The sequence below is a fragment of the Hyphomicrobiales bacterium genome, from assembly GCA_016125495.1.
In the GTDB taxonomy this organism is placed as follows: Bacteria; Pseudomonadota; Alphaproteobacteria; order Rhizobiales; family RI-29; genus RI-29.
The window spans coordinates 66,740-91,436 of sequence record WGLQ01000009.1 but is presented as its reverse complement, the minus strand read 5'-3'; the positions used below and the strand labels follow the sequence as shown (position 1 = coordinate 91,436).

Genomic DNA, 24,697 nt, shown 5'->3' with positions numbered 1-24,697 from the left:
GGACGGAGCGCCCAACGGCAGACAGGTCCCGCGGCTGTCGGCGGGGTCCGGAAGACGAGCGAACCAGGAGTGAAACGCAAACGATGGCGGAGCTGAAGCAGGAGTTCGTCGTGCAGCAGCCGCGTGCACGGGTCTGGGCGCTCTTTCAGGATGTCGCGACGGTGGTCGAGTGTCTGCCGGGCGCCGGCCTCGCCGAGCCGCCCGTTGGCGATCACGTCAAGGCGACGATGACGGTCAAGCTCGGGCCAGTCAGGGCGAGCTTTGCCGGCGAGTGCGACATCGAAGCCGACGAGGAGCGCCATGTCGGTCTGATAAAAGGAACCGGCGTCGACCGCAGCCAGGGCTCGCGGGCTCGCGGCAGCATGCGCTATACGCTCGAGGAAGCGGACGGGGGCCGCGCGACGAGAGTGCTGGTGAACGTGGACTATGCGCTGACCGGTGCGCTTGCCCAATTCGCGCGCGGGGGCATCGTGGAAGCCGTTGCAGCCAAGCTGGTGGAGGATTTCGCCGGCAACGTCGAGGCGCGGCTCGCAGCCGACACGCAGGAGGTCGGTGCGCAGGATCGTTCGATGGCAGCCGAAACCTCGGGTCTCCAGCGGGGGGTGGGCAGTGGAGGTGAACTCAATGCGTTCGGATTGCTCTGGGCGATTATCAAGAACTGGTTCGCTAAGGCGTTCGGGCGCGAGCGAACGGGGGCTCGCAGGGGCGATGCCGGATCGCCTGGAGGAGGCAACGGGAGGTGAAGCGGTTGCGGGGTGTGGTGTCATTCGCGCTCCCGAAACCGGTTTTCGTTCAACAGGATGAATGTGACGCTTTTTATTATCCTCGAAGTTTGACTTGGATTTGCGCCGGTGCTACCGGGCAGGGTGAAGGCGGCGGTTCGGAACGGGATGTTCGATGGATTTCGGATTGCGCGATAGAAGGGTCCTCGTGACCGCCGCCACGCGGGGCCTCGGGCGGGCCAGTGCGCTCGCGCTCGCGGCGGAAGGGGCCGCGGTCTGCGTTGCGGGCCGCGATCCGGATCGCCTCGCGCGCCTCGTCGGCGAACTGCGCGCGGCCGGGGCCGCCGATGCCGCGGCTGTCACCATGGACCTCTCCGATCCGAGCACATTCGCGCCGGCGGTGGCCGAGGCGGCCCGGACGTTCGGCGGTATCGATGTATTCATCGGCAACACGGGCGGTCCGCCGAGCGGGCCCTTCAGCGAGATGACCCGGGCGCGCTGGCAAGCGGCGCTCGACGAAACGCTGCTCGCCATGGTCGACCTCTGTCACCTCGCCGTCCCGCACCTCATCAGCTCCGGCAGTGGCCGGATCATTTTCATCACCACCGTCGGCGTGAAGATCGTACAGCCGAACATGGTGCTGTCGGATTCGCTGCGGCTGGCCATGGTCGGGCTCGCAAAATCCCTTTCTATCGAACTCGCGGGCGATGGCGTCACCGTGAACTGCCTCTGTCCCGGGCCGTTCAAGACGGACCGCATGGAGGACCTGATCGCGGCGACCATGGCGCGCGAGGGGGTCGATCGGGCGACGGCGGAGGGTATCTGGCTCGAGGAGGTGCCGGTCGGCACGTTCGGCGATCCGGCCGATTTCGGCGCGATGGTCGCGCTGCTCGCTTCTCCGCGCGGACGCTTCGTGACAGGGACAGCGATCGCGCTCGATGGCGGAAAATCCCGCGCTTACTAGCATAGCGCATCCGACGCTCGGTTCCGACACCAGCCGTATCGGTGCCAAACGTCGGGACCGGAACACGGTGGTGCCGACGGTGCCGGCAGACTCGAATTGGAACGGAGAACGACATGCCGCAGAATTACGACGGTGGTGCCGCGGTCGTCGGCTGGCTCAAGGAGGCGGGCATCGGGCACGTCTTTTCCGTTTCTGGCGGACCGATAAATCCCGTTTATCGCGCCTGCGCCGAGCTTGGTCTCCCGCTCGTCCACGTGCGCCACGAGGCGGCGGCCTGTTTCATGGCCGAGGCCGCCTCTAGGGTCACCGGAAAGCCGGGTGTCGCGGTCGTCACGCTCGGGCCGGGGGCGACGAACACGCTCACGCCCGCGCTCGTCGCCACACTTGCTGGAACCCCGCTGATCATCATCGCCGCACAGGCCGCCACACGCAGCTTCGAGCGCGGCGCCGGTATGTCGCACGATGTGCTGCCAATGGTCGCGAACGTGACGAAATGGTCGGCGCGGGTGCTCGACGTGAACCGCATCGGGGAATATCTCGACATCGCCTGGCGGAAAATGTGGGCCGGACGGCCTGGGCCCGTCTTCCTCGAAATTCCCTCCGACATCATGGCTGCGACGCTGACGACGGCGGTCGGGCGATCGGGGCCGCCGTGTCTCGTGCCGCGTCCGGGTCCCCGGCCCGCCGACGTCGCGAGCCTTGCCGGAGAGATCGCGGCGGCGCGAAGACCGCTGTTGCTGCTCGGTGACGAGACGTTCTGGGATGGCGGTGCCGGATGGCGAGAGGTGATCGAGCGTCATCAAATGCCGTTCGTCACGCTGCGGCTCGCGCGCGGTATCGTCGACGAGCACCATCCGTTCTGGATGGGGCCGGGCTACAGTCCGTGCAACGAGACGCTGCGGCGTGCGCTCGCCGAGGCGGACGGTGTGTTCCTCATCGGCCATCACTTCGAATTCGATCTCGAGTTCGGCGACAAGCTCGGGCGCGCAACACGGGTCACGCAGATCGCCTCGGACCCGGAACTGCTGCACCGCAACAGGAGGGCCGAACTCGCCATCCCGGCCTCTCCGGCGAGTGTGGTCGAGCATTTTCTCGCCGCCGCGCCCGGTGCCGTCGATCGCGACTGGGTGGATGGCATGCTCGCGAGCTGGCGCGCGGAGCGGGCCAGCCAGCTGGTGGAGAACAATGGCGGCGCGCTCCATCCGGTCGCGGCCGTGGATGCCGTTGTCACCGCCGCGCCCGACGATACGATCTACGTGACGTCGCACGGCAACGTCGATTTCTGGGCGGATGCACGGCTTCGCATTCGCGCGCCAGGGCAGTACCTGCGAGCCGGTCAATCGGGAGCGCTCGGAGCCGAAGTGCCCTATGGCGCGGGTGCCGCGTTCGCTCGACCGGGTGCGCCTGTCATCGTCTTCGTCGGCGACGGGGGCGTCGGCTTTCACGTCACCGAACTCGATACCGCGGAGCGACATGGACGACCGTTCGTGATCGTCGTGCTCGACGACGAGTTGTGGGGTGCCATCGCATTGCCGCAGGAAATGCGATACGGCACGACCTACGAGATGGGGCTGCCGCGTCGCGACTGGGCGAAGGTGGCCGAGGGGCTCGGCTGCAAGGGGTATGTCTGCAACAACGAGAGCGAAATCGCATCGGCCATCGGTGAGGCGATCGCCAGCGGCAAGCCCGCGCTCGTGCAGGTCGCGGTGCGCTCCGTCATCAGCCCCTACATGAAATTCATTTCCTAGTGTCGCGTCACGGACTCCGGTGCCCGGTCGCGGTTGGCGACACAATCAAATGCCGGGTCGATAGCTTAGGCTCGTATCATAGGGTTGCTCGTCTTTCTTCGGTTCCGACACCCGCGCTCGAGTTCGCAGCGAATGGGACGCAAGTGTCGACACCGGAACACCGCCGGGCGGAAAGGGAAAGAACATGAAAATCTGGAAGGACGGCCACAAGACCGGCATCACGCCACCCAATCACTTCGGCGGGCTCAACGTGCTCGACATCGTGCCGCTCGCGGGGAGCCAGTTCTCCGTGCAGGTCTCCAAGGCGCCGCCGGGTGGCGGGGGCGAACTGCACCATCATGATCACTGGTCGCAGGTCTTCTACGTGGCCGACGGTGAGTTGACCTTCGACACGGGTGCGGAGCGCTTCACATTGAGGCGTGGCGAGGCGGTGCTTTTCGCGCCGGGCGATCCGCACTACACACTCAACGAGAGCGACCGGGAGAGCACCTGCCTGGTCATCACCGTCGACCATTCGAGTGGCGTCAGGCCGGTGTGACCGCCGGATGCGCGGCCGGTGCCGGCAGGCCGTGGCCGAGACCGCCGAGGAGGGTGAATGAGCACGCCAACGAGGAAGAAGGCCGTGCGCGGGCCGGAGAGCGAACGGCCCGCCAATGCCGCGAGGGTGGCGGGAAACGCCGCGGGAAGTCTCGTGCAGGCGCTCGAGGACGATATCCTCGGCAATGTCCTCAAGCCCGGCGACCGGCTCGACGAGCAGGCGCTGGCGCGGCGCTTTTCGGTATCGCGCACGCCCGTCCGCGAGGCTCTCAGGCACCTTGCTTCGAGCGGGCTGGTCGAAATCCGGCGCAACCACGGGGCGACCGTCCGGAGCCTGACGACGACGGAAATCGTCGAGATGTTCACGGTCATGGCGGAGCTGGAGGGCCTCTGCTGCCGGCTCTGTGCGCGGCGCGTGACGGAGGCCGAGATCGAGGAGATGCGGCGATACAACCGCCAGTGCGAAGAGCTGGCGCGCAGCAGCGATCACGAGGGGTTCTTCACTGCCAACAATCTTTTTCACGATGTCATTTACGCCGGTGCCCGCAATTCCTACCTGCAGGGAGAAGCGGTGAAATTGCGCAACCGGATCAACGTCTACCGGCGCCACATCAGTTTTCAGCCCCGGCGCATGGTGCGCTCGGCCGAGGAGCATTGGCGGATCGTCGAGGCGATCGCATCGGGTGCCGAGGAGGATGCCCACCGCGTAATGCGCGAACATGTCGACCTGCTCGCGGGCTCGACGGCCGACGTGCTTCTCGCGCTCGAGGCCAAGAACCGGCGCTAGGCTTGCACCACGTCCGCCACCCGGCTTCGCATGGTGGGCGAGGTAACGGGCAAGGCAGTACCGGGCGCCGCCGCCCGATCAGGGTGCGATATCGATCAGGACGCTCTTGAACCGGAGGTTCGCCTCGAAGGCTTCCCGCCCGAGGTCCTTGCCGAAACCGCTGCGCTTGAAGCCGCCGGTCGGTATGGCGAGATCGTCGCTGCGTCCGTACCGGTTGATCCAGACAGTTCCCGCTTCGATATCGCGCATCGCGCCGAGCGCCTTCGATATGTCGCGCGTGTAGACGCCGGCCGCGAGCCCGTAGTCCGGATGAGCCGCGAGCGCGACGCCTTCCTCGAGGCTCTCGAATGTCTCGACCGTGAGCACCGGTCCGAACACCTCCTCGCGTACCGCAACGCTTTCCGCCTTCACACCCGTCAGGATCGTCGGGGAAAAGAAGCAGCCGTCGCCATGTCCCGCAAGAGTGCGTCCACCGATGACGGCCTCGGCTCCGCTGTCGATCGATTCCCTCACCAGGCGGTCGATGCGATCCAGTTGCCGGCGCGAAACGATGGGTGAATAATTCGTCGCACCGTGCCATGTCGGTCCGGGTGCGATCTGGCTCATGGCTGCAACGAGCCGTTCGATGAGATCATCAGCGATGCTGCGATCGGCGACGAGGCGCGATCCGGCAACGCAGACCTGACCGGCGTTGGAGAGGATGGAGCGGGCGATGGACCGCGAGGCGAGGGCGAGATCGGCGTCGGCGAGAACGAGCTGTGGTGATTTTCCGCCGAGCTCGAGCGTCACGGGTTTCAGTCCATGTCCGGCGGCAAGGGCCATGATCCGGGCGCCGGCTGCCGTGGAGCCAGTGAACGTCACCTTGCCGACGTCGCAATGGCGCACGAGTGCCTCGCCCGTGGTCGGCCCGTCTCCCTGAACGACATTGAAGATGCCCTGCGGAAGTCCTGCCTCCGCCGCCAGTTCCGCGAGCCGGATCGCCGTGTAGGGCGTCATCTCCGACGGCTTCAGGATCACGGCGTTTCCAGCCGCGATCGCCGGGGCCACCTTCCAGGCGGCAATGACAAGAGGGTAATTCCAGGGTGCGATCGCCGCGACGACACCGTAAGGCTCGGCGACGGTCATGCCGAGGTGCCGCGAAGCGGTCGCTTTCACCTCTCCGCCATGCTTGTCGACCAGTTCCCCATAGAAGCGGATGATATCGGCGACGTGCGGTACGTCCCAGCCGATGACCTCCCTGATCAGGCGGGTCGAGCCGACGGCCTCGAGGCGTGCGACCGCGATCGCGTCGCGCTCGATCAGGTCGGCCCAGCGACGCATGACGCGGCCGCGCTCGCGCGGGGCGATCCTCGACCATGTGCCGCGGCGAAAGGCGCGGCGGGCGCTTTCGGCGGCCCTTGCCACCATTGCCTCGTCGGCGAGCGCAAGTCTGCCGTAGGCTCGCCCGTCGCTCGGGCGCCGCACATCGAGTGCGTCCGGCGCGGCAACGCGCGCGGCGTCGATGTAGTGCCCGGCCGGAATGTCCAGCGCATCGGGATCGAAATCCATCATTGTTTTCCTCCGCAATGCCCGACGGATCGCCCTTTGGCGATACCACTGCCCCCTCGTCGATACCCGCGCACCGCCTCGGCCCGCAAGTGCCGATGCCGCCCCGGGTGGCGGCCAGCCGCCGGCCGGCGGCTGGTTTGCCGTGGCATAACCATAAGTTTGGTCTGACCAAACAGAAAACATTGGCGCCTCGGGCGCTCCCATGGAACCGATAGAGCCGTCACAAGGAGGCAGGTGCCATGTCGGGCCCGGGCTCTGGTCGCTTCGTGCGACTTGCTGAAACCGATCGTGCGACCGTCGCATTCACCATCGACGGTCGACCGGCCAGTGCCCTGGCTGGCGATACACTCCTCGTTGCCGTGTTGATGAACGCCAGTTCGGTGCGTGCGACCGGAGCGCCGGGCGTGCGGCGGGCTGGCTTCTGCCTGATGGGCGCGTGCCAGGATTGCTGGGTGTGGACGCGTCAGGGCGAGCGGCTGCGGGCCTGCACGACGCCGGTGGCCGCGGGGATCGAGGTTTTGACCGAAGCTCCGGAGGACCGATGGCCGACCCTCGCGTAGTCATCGTCGGTACTGGCCCGGCGGGAGTGCGGGCCGCCGAGACGTTGCTGGCAGGCGGGCTGATCCCGACCGTGATCGACGAAGGGCGGGACGGGGGACAGATCTATCGCCGCCAACCAACGGGCTTTTCGCGCGATCCGGTCGACGTCTACGGCGCCGATGCCGCCAAGGCCGCAGGACTGCACGCGGCATTCGAGGCGATAGCGGGGCGAGTCGACTACCGGCCCGACACGGTCGCTTGGGGGCTTTGGGACAATCGTGTCCATCTCGCCTCGGGCGATCGTTCGAGCGTCCTGGCGTTCGATCGTCTCATCATCGCCGCTGGAGCCACGGATCGGTTGATGCCGGTCGATGGCTGGGAACGGGCCGGCGTCTTCACCCTTGGCGGTGCGCAGATCGCATTGAAATCGCAAGCGGTTTCGATCGGCCGCCGGCTCGTCTTCATGGGAACGGGGCCGCTGCTCTATCTGGTCGCCTGGCAGTACATGAAGGCGGGCGCCGAGGTGGCCGCCGTGCTCGACAGCGCTGCGACGACGGACCGCTTGCGCGGCCTGCCCCGTCTCCTCGCGCGGCCGGATGTGCTGGCCCGTGGACGCTCGCTCGTGCGCGACCTGCGGGCCGCAGGAGTTGAGCTGCGTGCCGGCATCACGCCCCTCGAAATCGAGGGAAGCGACGCGGATGGCGTTTCGGGCGTGCGCTACGCTTGCGACTACGGGCGCGAGCGTACTGTCGCGTGCGATGCCGTCGCGATGGGGTATCATCTGCGCCCCTCGCTCGAGCTGGCCGACCTTGCGCGCTGCGAACTGCGCTTCGATGCCACCACCCGACAGTTCATGCCGGTGCTGGATGGCGATGGGCGGAGCAGCGTCCCTGGGGTCTATCTGGCCGGCGATGGTGCGCGCCTCGTCGGTGCGGACGGAGCCGAACTGTCGGGTCGTCTCGCCGGGCTCGCCGTGCTCGCGGACTGCGGGCGGGCCGTGCCACAAGGGGAGATGGCGCGGCTGCGCCGTGCGCTTACCCGCCATGTCCGTTTCCGCGACGGCCTTGCAACCGCCTTTCCCTGGCCGGCGCATCTCGCGAGAGAGCTGTCCGACGACACGGTGCTCTGCCGCTGCGAGAGCGTGACGGTCGGCGAACTGCGCGAGGCCGTCTCGGTCAAGGGTGGCTCCGAGGTCAACCGGGCCAAGGCCTTCAGCCGCGTCGGGATGGGCCGCTGTCAGGGCCGCTATTGCGGTCATGCCGCCGCGGAGGTCATCGCGGCGAGCGCGGGCATCGGAATCGAGCAGGTCGGGCGGCTGCGGGCCCAGGCGCCGGTGAAACCGCTCGCGCTCGCCATCGGTCGGACCGAGGAGGGGGCGTCATGAAGCCGCTCGCAGCGGACGTCATGATCGTCGGCGGCGGGCTGATGGGGGCCGCGACCGCGTTCTTCCTCGCGCGCCGCGGTCGCTCCGTTCTGCTGCTCGAGCAGGGGATGATCGGCCAGCAGGCGAGTGGAGTGAATTTCGGCAACGTGCGCCGGCAAGGGCGCTTCCTTCCCCAGCTCCCGCTCGCCAACCGCTCGCGCGAAATCTGGGGCCGTCTGCCCTCGCTCATCGGGGAGGACGCCGAGTTCCTGGCGAGCGGACATATCCGCATTTGCTACAATCGGGAAAGCCTCGGTGTTCTCGAGCAGTACGCCGAGGATGCGCGGCCCTACGGTCTCGATCTCGAGCTGATGAGCGCGAATGCGCTGCGCAGCCGCTTTCCCTTCCTGACCTCCGAGGCGATCGCCGGCTCCTACTCGCCTCATGACGGACACGCAAATCCGCGTCTCGCAGCCCCGGCATTCGCACGCGCGGCCGTGCGCGCCGGCGCCCATGTCCTGGAGGCGACCGAGGTCGCCGAGATCCAGAAGGTCGGAGAGGATTTCGAGGCCGTCGCCACGGACGGGAGGATTTTTCGCGCTCCTGTCGCGATGATCTCGGCGGGGGCGTGGGCCGGGCGGCTCTCGGCGCGCTTCGGCGAGCCCGTCGACCTCGTCGCCCGGGGACCGCAGATGGCGGTGACCGAGCCGCTGCCCTACCGCATCGAGCCCGTCATCGGGGTTTGCACCAAGGTGACGGAGGAAGGCCTCTATCTGCGCCAGGTCAAGCGCGGCAGCATCGTCTTCGGCGGTGGCGATCGCGGCCCTGCCGATCCCGGGACGCGGCGTGCCTATGCGCTTCCCGAACGGCTCGAGAGCCAGGTGCGGCAGATCCGACGCATCGTTCCGGCTCTGGCGAACGCGCACATCATCCGCACCTGGAGCGGGATCGAGGGATATCTTCCGGACGACATTCCGATCATGGGGCCGAGCGCGCGGGTTTCGGGGCTCTACTACGCGTTCGGCTTCTGCGGTCATGGCTTCCAGCTCGGCCCCGGGGTTGGTGACGTCATGGCCGAGCTGATCGACCGCGGCGAGACGACGACGCCGATCGAACCCTTCTCCATCAGCAGGTTCGCGCCGAATGGCGGCCTGCAGGACAGTGACAGTTGATCCATGCGAGGAAGCAACATGGCGCAGACGACCGCAGTTCGCCCGTCGGCGATCGAGGCCAGTGAAGAAACGAAAAGGCTCCATGACGGGATTTTCGTCTTCGATGCGCTGTCGATCGGCTATGTCCTCGAGGACAAGTATGCCGAGCGTGTGCTCTCGGGCGGGGTCAACGCCACCAACGTGACGTTCGCTCTCGAAGAGGACTGGAATACGGTGCTGCGGAACTTCGAGACCAATCTCACGCGCATCGAAAAGAGTCCGTATCTTCGCCTATGCCTCACGGCGGACGACATGCTGCGTGCCCAGTCCGAGGGACGGCTCGGTGTCGTCATCGGCACTCAGGGTGCGACAATGCTCGACGACCAGCTCTGGCGGCTCGAGTTCATGGTGCGGATGGGGCTGCGGATTTTCGGCCTCGCCTATACGACCGCGAATGCCTTCGGTGACGGTTGCGGAGAAAAGCGAGACGCGGGGCTCACCTACCTCGGAGAGGATCTCGTGGCGCTCGCCGACGGTTTGCCGCTGATGATCGACCTTTCGCACTGCGGCCATCGCACCCGCGCCGAGACGACGGAACGCGCGCGCGCGCCTGTCTGCACGCATTCCAATGCCTCGGACTTTCGTCCCAACGGGCGCAACACCGAGGATGCGACAGTTGCGGCGATGGCCGCCAAGGGCGGGGTGATCGGGGTGTGCGGGCTGCCGCAATCGCTTTCCGACGGCACCCCGACGCTCGCCGATCTCCTCGATCATGTCGATCATCTGGTTCGTGTCGCCGGAATTGGACGGGTCGGGATCGGCATGGACTACGTGGAGAAATACCAGGAGCAGACGAATGTGATCGCGCCGCCGAGTGTCGTGCGCTGGCGCACCCTGCGCCCGGATATCTTCGGCCCGCTGTCGTCGTTCGGCCGCCAGTCCTACCCGGTCGGGGTCGAAACGGTGGCCAAGCTCGCCAATCTCACCGAGGGGCTTTTGGCCCGTGGGTATGACCGCGAGCAGGTCGCCGCGATCATGGGAGGCAACTGGCTGGCGGCCTTCCGCCGGTTCTGCGGCTGAGGGCAATTCGATCAGTTGGAGTGGTTGCAAGTCATTTGAACAGGTTCCCGCTGGAAAGAGCGACGGCGCAGCCGAGGACCCCTGTCCCGATGGCGCCGAGAAGGACCGAGATGGACGCCTCGCGATTCGGGGCGGAACGGAAAGGGGACATCCCCGATCCCGCATAAGGAGAGGAAAGACAGATGTTCGACCGTGACGAGGAGTTCAAGAGGCTGGTGAGCCGGCACGACCAGTCGAGGATCGAGGAGGCCATCCGCCGTGGCGCGACGCGGCGTGAGCTGCTCGGCATGCTGACGGCGGCCGGCGCGAGCCTCGGATTTGCCGGCGGGATGATAACGCTGGCGCGCGAGGCGGTCGCCGGGACACCGAAGAAGGGTGGGTCGATCCGCTTCGCCTGGTCCCAGCATGGCCCATCCGACACCTTCGACCCGATCCTCAACACCAACACGATCGACTACGGTCGTGGACGCCTCACCTACAACAATCTCTGCCGCTTCAACGAGGATCTGACCGTGCGTCCGGAGCTGGCCGAGGAGTTCACGTCGAACGCCGATGCCACGGAATGGACGTTCCGCCTGCGCGACGGCGTCACCTGGCACGATGGCTCCAAGCTCACCGCCGAGGATGTCATCTATTCGATGACGCGGCACCTCGGTGCGGAGACCAAATCGAAGGCCAAAGTGCTCGTTTCCGGCGTCAAGGAGTGGGTGAAGGTCGACGCGCGGACCGTTCGCGCGGTGCTGAGCGCGCCGAACTCCGAATTGCCGGTCGTCCTTGCGACCTTCCATTTCAGGATCGTCAAGGACGGCACCAGCGATTTCTCCAAGCCGATCGGCACAGGTCCCTACAAGGTCGATGATTTCTCGCCCGGCGTGCGCTCGATCCACTCGCGCTTCGACGGCTACTGGGGAACGGAAGGAGGACCTTATCTCGATCGCATCGAGGTGTTCGGCATCACGGACGCCGCCGCCCGCGTAAATGCACTGCTGACGGGGGACGTCGACATGGCCGGCACGATCGACCCCAAGGCGATCGGGCAAGTCGAGGCCTCGGACGGGGCCGAGATGTTCATCGTGCCGTCGGGGGCCTGCAACACCTACAATATCCGCCTCGACATGGAGCCGGGCAACAATCCCGACTTCGTCATGGGAATGAAATATCTGCAGCGCCGGGACCGCGTCCTCGAGGCCATCCAGAAGGGCCGCGGCTCGATCGGCAACGACCATGCAGTGGGTGCCGCCTATGGTGCCGACTACTGCGGCGACCAGGTGATACGGCCCTACGACCTCGACAAGGCCAAGTTCCACCTCAAGAAGTCCGGCATCACGCAGGCGAGCATCGATGTCGCCGATGTCGCCGTCGGGATCATGGATGTTGCGCTCCTCCTGCAGAGCGAGGCGGCCAAGGCGGGGCTCGACCTCAAGGTCAACCGCGTGCCGAACGATGGCTACTGGAGCAAGATATGGCTCAAGTCGCCATTGCACGTCGGCAGCTGGAACATGCGGCCGAGCGCCAACATCATGATGACCATCGCCTACAAATCGGACGCTCCGTGGAACGAAACACGTTTCAAGAGCGATCGGCTCGATGCCCTCCTGGCGATGTCGCGTGCCGAACTCGACGCCGGCAAGCGTAAAGAGATGCATTGCGAGATGCAGAAGATCGTCTCCGACGGGGCCGGTTCGCTCATTCCGAGCCATTCGGCCTACATCGATGGAAAGTCGAAGCGGCTCAAGGGATTCCCCAAGGTTCCTCTGGCCCCGTTCGGCGGTATGGAGTGGCCGGAGTACGCCTGGCTCGACGCCTGACCCGGGATCGAGCCGGGGCAACGTGGCCGGCGGCGCAGCGCGCCGCCGCCCCCTGCCCGCTCGATCCGCGAGGTCGGCCGCGACGGCGCCGGCTTTCGGCGGGTCACGATGCGCTTGGCGCTACCGCCGAAGACGATTGCAATTGATGGCGTTTGCGGCCAGGGTGCCGCCGCGCCGCGCTTGCCACCAGACCTGAAGGCATAACAGGGAACGACCCATGAGCAGCTTGCGGCCCAAGTTCATCACTTTCGACTGCTACGGAACACTGACGTGGTTCCAGATGAGCGCGATGGCGCGCGAGGTTTATGCCGACCGCGTCGCTCCCGAGCGCATGGATGCTTTCATCGCCGATTTTTCGTCCTATCGATACGACGAGGTCCTGGGCGACTGGAAGCCATACGGCGACGTGATCAGAACCGCCACGCGGCGCGTCTGCGAACGATGGGGGATCGACTACGTGGAGGACGAGGGCACCGCGTTCTACGACGCCGTGCCGACCTGGGGCCCGCACCCGGACGTGCCCGCTCCGCTCGCCCGCGTCGCCCGGGAATATCCGCTCGTCATCCTGTCGAACGCCAGTGACAATCAACTCGGCTCGAATGTGGAAAAGCTCGGCGCGCCGTTCCACCGCGTGCTCACCGCCCAGCAGGCCCGCGCTTACAAGCCGCGGTTCAAGGCGTTCGAATACATGTTCGACGAACTCGGTTGCGGGCCGGAGGATATTCTGCACGTCTCCTCGAGCATACGATACGACATCATGGCGGCCGCGCTGCTCGGGGTGCGCAACAAGGTCTACGTGAACCGTGGTTACGAGCCCTCGGTGCCGGCCTTCGGCTATCACGAGATGGCCGACCTCGGTGGTTTGCCGGGTGTCGTCGGCCTCTGAGGAAGGCAAAGCGATGAAGCTGGCGTCCTACTGGCTCGAGACGGCGCCGGCGTTCGCGGGTGGGGCGCAGGGCGAGCCGCCGTCGCGGGCCGATGTGGTCGTGATCGGCGGCGGGTTCACAGGGCTTTCGGCCGCGCTCGCGTTGGCGAAGACGGGGGCCGATGTGGTCGTGCTCGAGGCGGCAGGTGTCGTCTCGGCCGCCTCCGGCCGGAACGGCGGGCACTGCAACAACGGGCTTGCGCACGATGCCTCGGCGCTCGTCGACCGTTTCGGGCTCGAGCGCACCCGCGCCCTCTACCGCGCCTTCGACGATGGCGTCGAGCGTGTCGCGGCGATCGTCGGCGAAGAGGGGATCGACTGCGATTTCCGCCGCTCGGGCAAGCTGAAGCTGGCCGCCAAGCCCGGCCATGCCGGCGGACTCGAGCGGTTGCAGGCGTTCCTCGCCCGGGAGATCGACCCCGATACCGCCTTCCTGATGCGTTCCGACCTCGAGGCCGAGATCGGCTCGAGGGTCTATCACGGCGGCCTCCTCTATCGGCGCAGCGCCATGCTCCACGTCGGGCGGTTCGGGGTCGGGCTTGCCGAGGCAGCGAGCCGCCGGGGTGCGCGGATCTACGAGAACACTCCGGTGAGCCAAGTGCGCCGCGATGGCGCGCGCATGATCGTGGAGGCCGGCAAGGCGCGGATTTCATGCGGGGCCGTCCTCCTTGCGACGGGGGCTCAGACGACCCGACCCTTCGATTATTTCCGTCGTCGCATCGTGCAGGTCGGCAGCTTCATCGTCGCCACGGCGCCGCTTTCCGATGCCCTCGCCCGCGAGATCGCTCCCGGCAACCGGACGTTCGTGACCACCAAGCACATCGGGAATTATTTCCGTCTTACGGCCGACAACCGTCTCGTGTTCGGCGGTCGCGCCCGGTTTGCGATCTCGAACCCGACTTCGGATGCCAGCAGCGGCGTCATCCTCGAGCGCGCGATGCGCGCGATCTTCCCGCAGCTGCGGGATACCCGCATCGACTACTGCTGGGGCGGTCTCCTCGACATGACGGCCGACCGGCTGCCCCGGGCGGGCGAGCGCGAGGGCATCCATTTCGCGATGGGCTATAGCGGTCACGGTGTGCAGATGTCCGTATACATGGGCGAGGCGATGGCCCGGGTGATGGCGGGCGATCCCGCTGCGAATCCCTGGCGTGACCTTGCCTGGCCGGCGGTTCCGGGGCATCTCGGCAAGCCCTGGTTCCTCCCGCTTGTCGGCGCGTGGTACCGGATGCGCGACCTCTACGAGTGAGGCGCGGCGGGCGGATCGTGGCACGCGGGATGCGCTTGGCTCTGCGTTCGCGGCGGTTCCGTCGCCTCCAAGCCGAGGTTATGATCGGCCCATGAACCTGCGACACCTCGAAGTCTTTCGGGCGATCATGCGGCACGGCTCGCTGACAGCCGCGGCCGAGGCCCTGCACGTCTCCCAGCCCGCCATCAGCAAGGTGCTGCGCCATTTCGAGGCCCGCATCGGCTACCGTCTCTTCGACCGCATCGGTGGACGGCTCGTCGCCACCGCCGAGGCGGAGCTGCTGTTTCGCGATGCCGACCGGATCTTCCGCGAAGTCGAGGTTCTCAAAGGTTTTTCCGACCGGATCCGCGACAAGCAGGTAGGACTTCTGCGTATCGCCTCCAGTGCCCCGCCCGCATTTGCCCTCCTGCCGCACGCCATCGAGCAATTCCACCGGCGCAACCCCGGCGCTCGCATCGTCGTGCACACGTTGCCGGCCGAGGAGATCGCCGAACGGATCCTCATCGGTGATGTCGACATGGGCCTTACGCTCGCCGCGATCGCCGAGCCGCAGGTGCGCTGTACGGTCATCGACCGCACGGAGATCGTCGCGGTGATGCATCGCGAGCATGCCCTCGCCGGGCGGGCGTTCCTCGGTCCGCAGGACTTCGAGGGTGTCAGCATGATCAGTTATGGCTCCCAGCCGTTGATGGGGCGCCTCCTCGATCGCGTCTTTCGCGAGGCAGGGCTGCGCCACGAGCCGCAATTCGAGATCACCATGTCGATTGCCGCGGCGCTGTTCGTTGCCCGGGGTCTCGGCGTCGCCCTCGTCGACGGTCTCATGCCGTGGCGCAACTTCGGCGATTTCGTCGTCCTGCCGTTTCGCCCGCGCGTCGAGATGGAGGTGGTGCTGACGACCAGCCTGGCGCTGCCGAGCTCGCGATTTGCGAACGAGTTCAAGGATGATCTCGAAGCTGCCGCGCGGGCGCTGCGTCACGCGAAGGGCTGAGCGCTCGTTTCGCGTCGTTCATTTCTCCAGGGGTGACCGGGACTGGCGCGAGCGCATCGCCCGACCGGCGAGGCCAGCGACATCGGTGACGCCGACACCCGCCATCGTGCGCTCGAGTTCGTCACGCAGGACCGCGAGGATGTTGCGTGCCCCCGCCTCTCCCCCGCAGGCGAGCCCGTAGAGCGGCGCCCGGCCGGCCAGCACGCCCTTGGCTCCGAGGGCGAGCGCGCGCGCGATATGGCTCCCCCGGCGGATGCCGCTGTCGGCGAGTACGGTGAGCTGATCGCCGACCGCGTCGGCGATCTCGGGCAGAACCTCGACGGGCGTCGGTGCCGCATCGAGATTTCGCGCTCCGTGATTGGAGACGACGATGCCGTCGCAGCCGGCGCGGACGGCGAGCCGCGCGTCCTCGAGCGACAATATCCCTTTGAGAACGAGTGGACCTTGCCAGCGCCGGCGGAGTTCCGCGACATCCGACCAGTTCACTCGATCGTCGAGCGCCATCTCCGTGCCGAGTCGCTCGCGGCCCGCCTTCGACCTGAACTCGGAGGGATAATGGCCGTAGGTCGGAAATCCCTTCGCCAGGATGTGCCGCAGCAGGACCGAGACGAGCCAGCGCGGGTGCATCAATGCATCGGCGATCGATCTGGCGGTCGGCGCGTAGGGAACGTTGAAGCCATTGCGGATGTTGTATTCGCGCTTCGGGCTGATGGGGGTGTCGACGGTGAGCACGAGCACTTCGGCGCCGGCCGCCGCGGCGCGCTCGAGAAAGGCGAACGTGCGTGAGCGTTCCCGCCAGACGTAGAGCTGGAGCCAGAGTCGGGCTTTGCTGTCGGCGATCTCCTCGATGGAGGTGACAGACTGTGTTGCAACGCAAAATGGAACGCCTGCCGCGTGCGCCGCGCGGGCCAATGCAACCTCGCCATCGTACCAGACCAGCCCGGCGAGGGCAGTCGGCGCTATCACCAGGGGAAACGAAACCCGGCAGCCGAGGATCTCGGCTGCCGCCGAGCGCTTCGAGACGTCGACCAACACCGACGGGCGCAGCGCGACGTCATCCCAGGATGCCGCGGTGTCGACGAGGCTGATCTCGTCCTCCGTTCCCCGATCGATGTATTCGAAGACGAGGCGCGGCAGCCATCTGCGCGCGCGTTCGCGGGCTTGGTCGAAATTGAGGGGAGCGGCCATTGGCAGACTGAAATTCTCCGTTCGCGGGCGACAACTCCTTGACATCCGGCGCCCGGGTCCAGCACTGTATACAGGAACGATCGTCATGCCTACGGGCACAGCATTGCTCGGCTATCGATGCCCGGTGCGCCGGTAGCATCATGGCTCAGCGGGAGCAGAGGGAGCTGCATTCCGCAATGGCTGGCGCCCTGCCGGGTGCGCTGGCGCAGCACACATTTCCGAACAACCCGGGCTCGTCGCCAGGCTGCGGCACGGCAATGCCCGGACCACGTATCCGTCGAATGTAAGTATCAAGTGGAAGGGATGAGATTGATGCTGCACTCCTCTTTGTTGCAACGGCTCGCCGGGGTCGCGCTGCTCGGTGCGTCGATCATGGTTGCGGCTCCGGGGGCGATCGCCCAAACAGTCGTCAAGCTCGGCCACACGGAGGCCGAGGGTGATCTGCTGAAGAACCCCTACTGGGCCTTCACCGAGGTCTTCGGCCGCGTGCTCGAGAACGAGACGAATGGGCGATATACGCTGCAGGTCTTTCCGAACAAGCAGCTCGGCGACCTCGAAAGCCTCGCCGAGCAGACCTCCCGGGGCACCATCCAGATGGCGGCGGGGCTCAGCGCCGGTCACCTCAGCAGCTATTTCCCGAGCATCCAGGTGCTCGAGATGCCCTATATGTTCCCGACGACCGAGGTCGGACGCCGGGTGATGAACGGGCGCTTCGGCTCGGAGCTTTCCGATGCGGTCGCGGCTCAGAGCGGCATTCGCATTCTCTCCTATCTGCCGTCCGCATTCCGCAGCTTTACGAACAATGTCCGTGTGATCCGAACGCCGGAGGACATGAAGGGCCTCAAGATCCGCGTCCAGAACATTCCGATCCACGTCGAGATGGTGAAGGCGCTCGGCGCCTCGGCGACCCCGATCGCCTGGGCGGAGCTTTATGGCGCGCTGCAGACCGGCGTCGTCGATGGTCAGGAGAATGCGCCTTATACCCTCCTTCTCGCGAACCTGCAGCAGGTCCAGAAGTACTACACGCTCGACCGCCATCTGCTGAACATGCCGCTGATCGTCGTCAACGAGAAGTTTTTCCAGGGTCTCAGCCCGGCCGACCAGAAGGCATTCCGGTATGCCGCGAGCGAGGCCTCGTTCGCCATGCTCGGCATCATCACGGCCAAGGAATCGCAGGACCTCAAGACCATCGCCGCGGCCGGCGTGACGATCTACTCGCCGACGCCCGAGGAGTTCCAGAAGTTCGTCGAGGCGACGCGTGAGCCGATCATGGCGATCATGCGCGAGAAGGTCGACCAGCGCTGGATCGATGGTCTGGTCGCCGCGATCGAGGAAGCAAAAGGTCAGTAGCGGGCGCGCCTACTGCTGGCCGGCTCGCACGACCGTGCGAGCACCGCGTTCGAGCCATGGATTTGCCGGGCGGCTGCCGATCGGGGCCGCCCGCTGATCCGACCGGTTGGGGGAATGAATGCTCGCAATGACGCACCGGCTGGCCGGGCTGCTCGCCAGCGCGAGCGAGATCCTGGCAAGACTGGGCGTGCTCGTCGTTGCGATGATCCTTTTCGTCCAGGTCGTGCTGCGCTACGTCTTCAACACTGGGCTGCCGTGGCCGGAAGAAGCCTCGCGATACATCATGATCTGGGTGACGATGCTCGCCGGAAGCCTCCTGGTCCGCGACGAGCAGCTCATCGCGGTCGATTTCTTCGACAAGTACTGGCCGGAGCGCGCGCTGCGCTACCGCAATGCGCTCTTTCGGCTGCTGCTCGCCGCCATGCTGGCCGTGCTGTTCTGGGTGGGACTCGATCAGGCGATGTTCAGCGCGTTCCGCCGGACGGCGACGCTCGAAATCTCCTGGTTCTGGCCCTACCTCGCAATTCCGGTCGGCGCCGCTCTCATGCTTCTCAACATGGCGCTGCTCGCCGTTCGCGATCTGACCGCCGAGGATTTCAAGTCGTCGCGGCGTGCCCGCGACACCGAGCCGCTCGGCTAGAGAGCGTCAGGGGAGGCAATCGCCGTGGAACTACCGCCGCTCCTGGTCGTGATCGGGCTCCTCGTGATGCTGCTCTTCATCGGCAGCCCCGTCATCTTCGCTATCGGAGCCGCCGGTCTCGCCTACTTCCTGATCGCGCCCGGGATGATCGACCAGCTCCCGATCTTCGCGCACAAGTTCTTCACCGGAATGGACGTCTTCATCTGGCTTTCCATCCCTCTCTTCGTCTTTTCCGGCGAGGTGATGGGGGCGATCGGGATGACCGACAGGCTGGTGCGCTTCTCGCGGCTGCTGGTCGGCTGGCTGCGCGGCGGGCACGGCTATGTGAACGTCGTCGGCAGCATGATGTTCGGCGGCGTCTCCGGCTCGGCCCTCGCCGACATCTCCGCGCTCGGTCCGATCGAGATCAGGCTGATGAAGCAGGCCGGCTACCGGGCCGATTTTTCGACCGCGCTCACCGTGACCTCGGCGATCCAGGGTCCGATCATTCCACCGAGCATTCCGCTCATCATCTTCGCCAGCCTGACGAATACGTCGGTCGCCGCTCTCTACCTCGGCGGCGTCATTCCGGGCTTGCTGATCGGCATTGCGCAGATGGTGGTTGTCTTCATCATGACGCGGGTCTACGGATTCCCGAAGAATCCGATCGAAGGGCTGACCTTTGCCATGGCCTTGCGGATCGTCATCGACGCCACGCTTGCCATCATGATGCCGGTGATCATCCTCGGCGGTATCCTGTCGGGTGCATTCACGCCGACCGAGGCCGCCGCAGTCGCGGTCGCCTATGCCCTCATGGTCGGCTTCCTCGCCTACCGCACCCTGACGTTCGCACGCCTCTGGGAACTCCTCGGCAAGGTCGCGCGCACCAGCGCCTCCATCTACCTCATCGTCGGGTTCGCGACGGTGCTCGGCTGGGTGTTCGCGGCCGAGCGCGTGCCGACGGCCATCCAGGGGCTCGTGGATCACTATCAACTGGCGCCGTGGATGTTCCTGCTCGCGGTGAATATCTTCCTGCTCATCAACGGGCTCTTCGTCAGCGATTCCGTTCAACTCCTCCTTTTTGCTCCGCTCTTCACGCCGATCGCGGTGACGCTCGGCATCGATCCGGTCCACTTCGGGGTCATCATGACGGTCAACGTGATGATCGGCCTCATAACGCCGCCCTACGGGCTCGGGCTCTATCTCGGTTCGATCGTCGGGGGGGTGCCGCTCGGGGCGCTGGTGCGCGCCACACTGCCTTTTCTCGCCTCCGCCATCGCCATGCTGATGCTCGTCACATACGTGCCGGAGACGGTACTCGCTCTGCCGCGCTATTTCGGTTTCCTATAGCCAAAGGAGTTAAACATGGCTCTCACCTCCAGCATGCTCAGAGGGCTTCTGCCGGCGCTGACGACGCCGCTCGATCGTGATGGCCGGGTGGACGCGGTCGCCACACGCCGCCAGGTGGACTACATCATCGCGGGCGGTGCGAGTGGCCTCGTTCCCGTTGGCGGGACGGGTGAATATTCCGCCCTCTCTCAGTCCGACCGCGTCGCCATGGTGCGCGCCACGGTGGAGGCCGCGAACCGCCGGGTGCCGGTCGTGGCGGGCGTGCTCGCGCCGGGGTTGCGCGATTCGATCGAGGCGGGCCGCGAATTCCTCGCGGCTGGTGCCTCGGGCCTGATGGTCATCGCGCCCTACTACATCACGCCAACGCAGGAGGGCATCCGCGATTATTTCAAGGCCTTTGCCGATGCCATCGGCGGACCCGTGATGCTGTACGAGATCCCCTATCGTACGGGTGTCACGCTCAAGGCCGAGACGATCGCCGGCATCGTCGAGGATGGCAGCATCGTCGGGATGAAATCGTCGAACCCCGACATGGCGCACATGGCCCGCGTCCTCTCCCTCGTCGGTGACCGGATCAGTGTGGGGAGTGGGGAGGAAATGCTGTTTCCGACCGGGATCGCGATGGGTGCGGTGGGGGGCGTTCTGGCGAGCGCGGTCGTGCTGCCGCGGACGTGGGTGGAAATTTTCGATCTCGCCAAGGCGGGCAACCTCAAGGCGGCCCTTGCCCGTCACGCAAAGATGCACGAGTTCCTCGCGGCGGTCTTTTCGGAGTGCAACCCGGGGCCGCTCAAGGCGGCGCAGGCGATCGCCGGCGTTCCGGTCGGCGAGGTTCTCTGCCCATTGCGTCCGCCGGCCCGTGCCCTCGTTGCGCGCCTCGAGGAGTTGTTGAAGCCGCTCCTCGCCCACGAACGCTCGCTGATGAGCAAGGCGGCCTGAGGCGTCTCTCGCGGGCGGTCGATCTGGCCGCCCGCAGCCGCTGGATCGTGCGGCCGTCGGCGTAAAAGCGGAGCGGACAGGAATGTCGGAGTTGGTCGGTGAGCTGCGGGCGAGGCTTCCCGGGGCGGCGGTGGTCACCGAGGCTTCGGATATCGAAGCCTATTGCATCGACTGGCGGGGCCGCGTTTCGGGACGGCCGGTGTGCGTCGTGCTTCCCTCCTCGACGGCTGAGGTCGCGGCAGTGGTTTCGGCCTGCGCGGCGCGCGGCGTCGCCATACATCCGCAGGGGGGAAATACCGGCCTCTGCTATGGCGCCGTGCCAGCCGGCGACCGGCCCAGCGTCGTCATCTCATTGTCCCGCATGACGAAAATCCGCGCCCTGGATCGGGCGGGGAATTCCATGATCTGCGAGGCGGGCACCGTTCTCACCAAGGCCCACGAGGCCGCCGCCAGCATCGGCCGGCAACTTCCGATGCACCTTGGCAGCGAGGGTTCGGCGCAGATCGGCGGCCTCATCTCCACCAATGCCGGCGGCACGGGCGTGCTGCGCTACGGTCCGATGCGCGATCTGGTGCTCGGGCTCGAGGTGGTGCTGGCGGATGGGCGGGTCTGGAACGGGCTTTCGATGCTGCGCAAGGACAACACGGGCTACGATCTCAAGCATCTCTTCATCGGCGCCGAGGGGACGCTCGGCATCGTCACCGCCGCTGCCCTCGAGCTGTTCCCCGCCATGAAGTCGCGCGGTGATGCCTGGGTGGCGGTTGCAACGCCCGCCGATGCACTTACCCTCCTCGGGCGCTGCCAGGATGCGTTCGACACCCGCATCCAGGCGTTCGAGCTGCTTTCGCGATCCGAGGTGAATATCGCGCTGACCAACGTTCCCGGCAACCGCATTCCCTTCGCCGAGGCGCCGCCCTGGTCGGTGCTGATCGAACTCGGTGATCCGGACGGCGGCGCGACGCTGACCGCCATGCTCGAGGACGTGCTCTCGGCAGCCGCCGAGGACGGTATCCTGCTCGATGCCGTGATCGCCCAGAGCGACGCCCAGGCGCAGTCCTTCTGGCGCCTCAGACACACCCTCTCGGAGGCCAACAAGCGCCACGGCCATCACCATGCTCAGGACGTTTCCGTGCCCGTCGCGGCGGTGCCGGAATTCCTCTCTCGGGCCGATGCCTGGCTCGCTTCCCGATTCCCCGAGGCCGAGCCGGTCGTCGTCTCGCACCTCGGAGACGGCAATGTCCACTACATGGCGATGTTCACGAGGGAGGATTGGGCGAGGGTCCCCGATCCGGCGGCGGCTGTCGATGAACTGCAAACCGCCATCCACGACATCGCCGCCGGTTTCGGCGGCAGCTTCAGCGCCGAGCACGGGGTCGGGCGCAAGCTGGTCGGCGAACTGGCGCGGCTCACCGATCCCGTCGAACTGGATCTGTTGCGGACCGTCAAGAAGAGCCTCGATCCGCAGGGCATCATGAACCCGGGCGTGATCTTTCCGGAGCGCTGAGGCGCGGGTGGACGGTCACCGCTGCCGGTGGCGTGTGGTCGGTTGCGAGCCGATCGGGGCGAGATCAGGCCTGGTTCCCATCGCGTGCCGAGTTCTCCTCCTCGAGGCGCGCGGCGGTCGCCTCCGGCCGGATGCTGTAGTTGCTGATGCCCTTGCGGAAGGGCAACAGCAACATGTCGTGCAGATTGAGCTTGGACTGGTCGCGGAACTCGTGAAGCCCGATGGTCATGCCGGTGTGGCCCTTGCTCGGCTGCGGCGTGTAGGTGCCGCAGAGGCGGTCCCAGATCGAGAGAAAAAATCCGTAGTTCGAATTGGTCTCTCTGACGATCACCGAGTGATGCACGCGGTGCATGTCGGGCGTGACGACGACCGCGCGAAGCGTCCTGTCGATCGCCTGCGGCATCGCGACATTGGCGTGGTTGAAAATCGCCGAGCCGTTCAGCACCACCTCGAACGCGATGACGACGTAGGCGTCGCAACCGAGCGCGGCGACGATCGCCACCTTGTAGAGCATCGAGAGCAGAATTTCGATCGGATGGAAGCGCAGCGCCGTGGTGCAGTCGAAGTCGAGGTCGGCGTGGTGTACGCGATGCAGGCGCCAGAACACCGGCAGGGCGTGCGACATCACGTGCTGCAGGTAGATGGCAAAATCGAGGATGAGGAAGGCAATCGCGAACTCGAGCCAATAGGGCCAGTCGACGAGCGCGAAAAGACCCCAGCCGCTCTGCTCGGCGTGGATCGCCATGGCGACGGCGGCCGCCCCGAGCGTGAAGCGCTGCACCAGGATGTCGATTAGCAGGATGCCGAGGTTGTTGAACCAGCGCAGTCCCTTGTGCTGTGTCAACTCGCGCCGGTGTGCGAGTACCTCCCAGACCGCCATGACGAGGAACACACCGAGAAAGGCGCCGAAGCGGATCATCGTCTCTGCTGTCATCGTGATTCTCCGAGCGGACCTTGCGACGGTCGATGTGCGCGCCCGGCCGGCGGGCTATTTCACCAGCGGATAGGATTGGACCGGGCCGGCGGACCATTCCCACATGGAACCGGCATAGTTCTGCGCCCGGATTCCCAACGTCTGGAGCACGGAGGTGAAGTATCCCGAGCGAACGCCGCCGGTGCAATAGGCGATGACCTCCTTGTCCGGCGTCACCCCCAATGCGGCCAGTTTCCCGCGTAGCGCCTCGGGCGCAAGGAGACGGCCGTCTGCTCCGAGAACGTCCTTGAAGTGAAGGTGGCGGGCGCCGGGAACATGGCCGCCGCGCGCTTCGCCATAGGGCGTTGCACCGGCGAATTCACGCGGCTCGCGGGTATCGATCACGACCACGTCCGGGCGGGCGAGCGCGTCGCGCACTTCGTCGGCAGTTGCCTCGAGGGATGGGTCGGTGCGTGCGGTCCAGTCGCCGGTTGCGACCGGCGCCGTGATCGGGAAGGGGCCGCCGGCCGCGAGGGCGCCGTAGCCGCCATCGACGAGAACGGCGCGCTCGTGCCCCCGGCTTCGGAGCGTCCAGACGATGCGCCCGTCCTCGCCCCAGCCCGAAAGGGCATCCCCGACGACGACGACTGGCCGTGCCGCGCTGACGCCGAGCGCACGGAAGGCCTCGGTGAGGGTCGCATCGTCGGCCAGCAATCCAAGGCCCGCCCGCTCGCTGGACCGCGAAAAATCGTCCCAGGCGACGGAGACCGCGCCGGGCAGGGGTTTCCACCATTGGGCGAGCCGGTCGCGAGCATCGAGCACGAGGGCGCCGGCTGCGATCAGAATGCGGGCTTGCGCGGCGCTGACGATCCAGGTCGCCTCGAGCGCTCGCTCTTCCTTCGCCAGCGCCGCCCTGCCCGGGAGGAGCGACGCGGCGAGGAGGACGAGAACGGCGATGGCCGCGGGCAAAGCGGGCAGGTTCATTCCCAGCCGGCGCTTCGATATGCGTGTTCGCAATGGGTGCATTGTCTCTCTCCGCCAGCTGCGATCGCGCTACCGGCTGTCGCCCGTTCGCTTGTTGTGCGCCGCTGTCATATCGTCTCGCGTGGGGCTGGCAAAAGACCACGGCCATCAACTTGCCGCGAGAGAGGCGTGGCCATTACGAGCAACGCGGGCGGAATGGCGCGTGGCCGCACCTGCCAATCCGCTCCGGCTGGCACCAATGTGTCGCCGCAACGGCATGATCAACCCCCAAGGCTGCTTTGCTCGACAGCCGGAATTGGTCGTGATTATCTGCAACTCGAGAAGCGGGATCGGTCGACGGGAGTGCTCGATGATTTCGGTCGACTTCGCTGGACCCTTCGTTCCTGGAGTGTGCGGGTGTTGCTGAGCCGCCGCCAGTTCACCACCGGCGCGGGCGCATGCCT

The 24,697-nt window shown here is 66.4% G+C and carries 22 protein-coding genes; 18 read left to right on the top strand and 4 right to left on the bottom strand.

Annotated features, from left to right (window positions below; translation table 11 throughout):
• The first annotated feature begins 83 nt into the window (after window positions 1-83).
• From GC150_09240 to GC150_09220, 5 genes are all read left to right on the top strand, one after another.
• Window positions 84-743, top strand: coding sequence for a hypothetical protein (locus GC150_09240; protein ID MBI1385080.1), 660 nt, complete (start codon window positions 84-86; stop codon window positions 741-743).
• 154 nt (window positions 744-897) lie between these two features.
• Window positions 898-1,686: an SDR family oxidoreductase gene (locus tag GC150_09235; GenBank protein MBI1385079.1), complete on the top strand. Its 789-nt coding sequence runs from the start codon at window positions 898-900 to the stop codon at window positions 1,684-1,686.
• A 113-nt stretch (window positions 1,687-1,799) separates the two neighbouring features.
• A complete protein-coding gene (locus tag GC150_09230; protein ID MBI1385078.1) occupies window positions 1,800-3,434 on the top strand; it encodes a hypothetical protein in 1,635 nt (544 codons plus the stop codon).
• Window positions 3,435-3,618: 184 nt separating this feature from the next.
• A complete protein-coding gene (locus GC150_09225) occupies window positions 3,619-3,972 on the top strand; it encodes a cupin domain-containing protein (GenBank protein ID MBI1385077.1) in 354 nt (117 codons plus the stop codon).
• Between the two features lie 57 nt (window positions 3,973-4,029).
• Window positions 4,030-4,758: an FCD domain-containing protein gene (locus GC150_09220; protein MBI1385076.1), complete on the top strand. Its 729-nt coding sequence runs from the start codon at window positions 4,030-4,032 to the stop codon at window positions 4,756-4,758.
• A gap of 78 nt (window positions 4,759-4,836) precedes the next feature.
• On the opposite strand, the gene GC150_09215 is transcribed toward GC150_09220, so the two are convergent.
• Window positions 4,837-6,309 carry an aldehyde dehydrogenase family protein gene (locus GC150_09215; GenBank protein ID MBI1385075.1) on the bottom strand — a complete coding sequence of 491 codons (1,473 nt, stop codon included), beginning with the start codon at window positions 6,307-6,309 and terminating at the stop codon, window positions 4,837-4,839.
• 236 nt (window positions 6,310-6,545) lie between these two features.
• Between GC150_09215 and GC150_09210 the strand changes: the two genes are divergently transcribed.
• The 8 genes from GC150_09210 to GC150_09175 all read left to right on the top strand — a co-directional run bounded on the left by GC150_09210 (window position 6,546) and on the right by GC150_09175 (window position 15,410).
• On the top strand, window positions 6,546-6,866 hold the full coding sequence (locus tag GC150_09210; protein ID MBI1385074.1) for a (2Fe-2S)-binding protein: 321 nt from the start codon (window positions 6,546-6,548) through the stop codon (window positions 6,864-6,866).
• Entirely contained in the window at window positions 6,848-8,230 is a 1,383-nt protein-coding gene (locus tag GC150_09205) for an FAD/NAD(P)-binding oxidoreductase (protein ID MBI1385073.1), read from the top strand. Before GC150_09210 ends, GC150_09205 begins: the two co-directional genes overlap by 19 nt.
• Complete coding sequence (locus tag GC150_09200; protein MBI1385072.1) at window positions 8,227-9,381, top strand: FAD-dependent oxidoreductase; 1,155 nt, start codon at window positions 8,227-8,229, stop codon at window positions 9,379-9,381. Before GC150_09205 ends, GC150_09200 begins: the two co-directional genes overlap by 4 nt.
• 3 nt (window positions 9,382-9,384) lie before the next feature.
• On the top strand, window positions 9,385-10,440 hold the full coding sequence (locus GC150_09195; protein ID MBI1385071.1) for a peptidase M19: 1,056 nt from the start codon (window positions 9,385-9,387) through the stop codon (window positions 10,438-10,440).
• Window positions 10,441-10,622: 182 nt separating this feature from the next.
• Complete coding sequence (locus tag GC150_09190; protein ID MBI1385070.1) at window positions 10,623-12,248, top strand: ABC transporter substrate-binding protein; 1,626 nt, start codon at window positions 10,623-10,625, stop codon at window positions 12,246-12,248.
• Between the two features lie 217 nt (window positions 12,249-12,465).
• Window positions 12,466-13,134 (top strand): haloacid dehalogenase type II, encoded by a 669-nt coding sequence (locus tag GC150_09185; protein MBI1385069.1) that lies wholly within the window; start codon window positions 12,466-12,468, stop codon window positions 13,132-13,134.
• A gap of 13 nt (window positions 13,135-13,147) precedes the next feature.
• Window positions 13,148-14,422: an FAD-dependent oxidoreductase gene (locus tag GC150_09180; protein MBI1385068.1), complete on the top strand. Its 1,275-nt coding sequence runs from the start codon at window positions 13,148-13,150 to the stop codon at window positions 14,420-14,422.
• Window positions 14,423-14,513: 91 nt separating this feature from the next.
• On the top strand, window positions 14,514-15,410 hold the full coding sequence (locus tag GC150_09175; protein MBI1385067.1) for a LysR family transcriptional regulator: 897 nt from the start codon (window positions 14,514-14,516) through the stop codon (window positions 15,408-15,410).
• A gap of 18 nt (window positions 15,411-15,428) precedes the next feature.
• Here GC150_09175 and GC150_09170 read toward each other — a convergent pair whose 3' ends face one another.
• Entirely contained in the window at window positions 15,429-16,598 is a 1,170-nt protein-coding gene (locus tag GC150_09170) for an alpha-hydroxy-acid oxidizing protein (GenBank protein ID MBI1385066.1), read from the bottom strand.
• A gap of 117 nt (window positions 16,599-16,715) precedes the next feature.
• Here GC150_09170 and GC150_09165 point away from each other — a divergent pair, with 117 nt between their 5' ends.
• The 5 genes from GC150_09165 (at window position 16,716) to GC150_09145 (ending at window position 22,357) form a co-directional block, all read left to right on the top strand.
• Window positions 16,716-17,948: a DctP family TRAP transporter solute-binding subunit gene (locus GC150_09165; GenBank protein MBI1385065.1), complete on the top strand. Its 1,233-nt coding sequence runs from the start codon at window positions 16,716-16,718 to the stop codon at window positions 17,946-17,948.
• Between the two features lie 118 nt (window positions 17,949-18,066).
• Window positions 18,067-18,588: a TRAP transporter small permease subunit gene (locus GC150_09160; protein MBI1385064.1), complete on the top strand. Its 522-nt coding sequence runs from the start codon at window positions 18,067-18,069 to the stop codon at window positions 18,586-18,588.
• A 24-nt stretch (window positions 18,589-18,612) separates the two neighbouring features.
• Entirely contained in the window at window positions 18,613-19,917 is a 1,305-nt protein-coding gene (locus GC150_09155) for a TRAP transporter large permease subunit (GenBank protein ID MBI1385063.1), read from the top strand.
• Window positions 19,918-19,932: 15 nt separating this feature from the next.
• A complete protein-coding gene (locus GC150_09150) occupies window positions 19,933-20,853 on the top strand; it encodes a hypothetical protein (GenBank protein MBI1385062.1) in 921 nt (306 codons plus the stop codon).
• An 82-nt stretch (window positions 20,854-20,935) separates the two neighbouring features.
• Window positions 20,936-22,357 carry an FAD-binding protein gene (locus GC150_09145; GenBank protein ID MBI1385061.1) on the top strand — a complete coding sequence of 474 codons (1,422 nt, stop codon included), beginning with the start codon at window positions 20,936-20,938 and terminating at the stop codon, window positions 22,355-22,357.
• Between the two features lie 64 nt (window positions 22,358-22,421).
• Here GC150_09145 and GC150_09140 read toward each other — a convergent pair whose 3' ends face one another.
• Both GC150_09140 and GC150_09135 read right to left on the bottom strand, forming a co-directional pair.
• On the bottom strand, window positions 22,422-23,291 hold the full coding sequence (locus tag GC150_09140; GenBank protein ID MBI1385060.1) for a sterol desaturase family protein: 870 nt from the start codon (window positions 23,289-23,291) through the stop codon (window positions 22,422-22,424).
• 54 nt (window positions 23,292-23,345) lie between these two features.
• Window positions 23,346-24,140, bottom strand: a complete 795-nt coding sequence (locus tag GC150_09135) for a sulfurtransferase (protein MBI1385059.1) — start codon at window positions 24,138-24,140, stop codon at window positions 23,346-23,348.
• Window positions 24,141-24,697 lie beyond the last annotated feature (557 nt).